The following is an 854-nucleotide window of genomic DNA, read 5'->3' on the forward strand; positions in this document are numbered from 1 at the left end:
TCTTCCACCCAGTTGACCAGCTTCGGGTATTTGGCCTGCCATTTGGCGATCCACTGCGCCAGGTCGCGTTTGACCTCGGCAAGGTCGCGCCGGTCGTAGAACCATCTGAGCTCCATCAGGCAATCGTCGTCGACCTTGCGCGGCACGTAGTCGAGCGCGTTTCTGAGGAAGTGCACGTAGCAGCGCTGCCAGACCGCTTCGGGCAGCACTTCGCGGATTGCCGCCCTGAGCCCCGGATGGTCGTCGGAGACGACGAACTCGACGCCGGCGAGCCCGCGATTCTTGAGCCCCGTCACGAACTCGCGCCAGCTCGAATGGCTCTCCCGGTTGGCCAGCTCCACGCCCAGAACCTGGCGCCGGCCCTCCCAATCCACGCCGATCGCCACCAGCACCGCCTGGCTGGCGATCACGCCCGCCTCGCGAGCCCGCTCGTAGCGCGCGTCCAAAATGAGATACGGATAGCTTTCCTCGAGCCGCTGCGTGAAGAACGCCTTGAGCGCCTCATCCAGCCGCATCGTCGCCTCGCTCACCGTCGAGGCCGAGAAAGAGTGGCCGCACAATTCCTCCGTCACCGCCTTCACCTTGCGGGTCGAGACGCCCTGCACGTACATCTCGACCAGCGCCGACACCAATGCCTTCTCCGAACGCTGGTAGCGCTCAAACAACTCCGTCGAGAACCGGCCAGCCCGATCCTGCGGAACGTGAAGCTCCAGCACCCCGACCCGCGTCACCAGCTTGCGCTCGTAATAGCCGGACCGGTAACTCGTCCGCTCCGCCGTCCGCTCGCCTTTCTCGGCCCCGATCGCCTCCGTCATCTCGGCTTCAAGAACCTCCTGCACGACACTCTGCAATGC

At 64.9% G+C, this 854-nt stretch carries 1 protein-coding gene; it reads right to left on the reverse strand.

Going from position 1 to position 854, the window contains the following annotated elements; all coding sequences use genetic code 11:
* The coding region (locus NKJ91_RS33675; protein WP_502903667.1) for an IS256 family transposase at positions 1 to 854 on the reverse strand (854 nt) is incomplete at both ends.

This window comes from Mesorhizobium sp. M0040 (assembly GCF_040323505.1).
Taxonomy (GTDB): domain Bacteria; phylum Pseudomonadota; class Alphaproteobacteria; order Rhizobiales; family Rhizobiaceae; genus Mesorhizobium.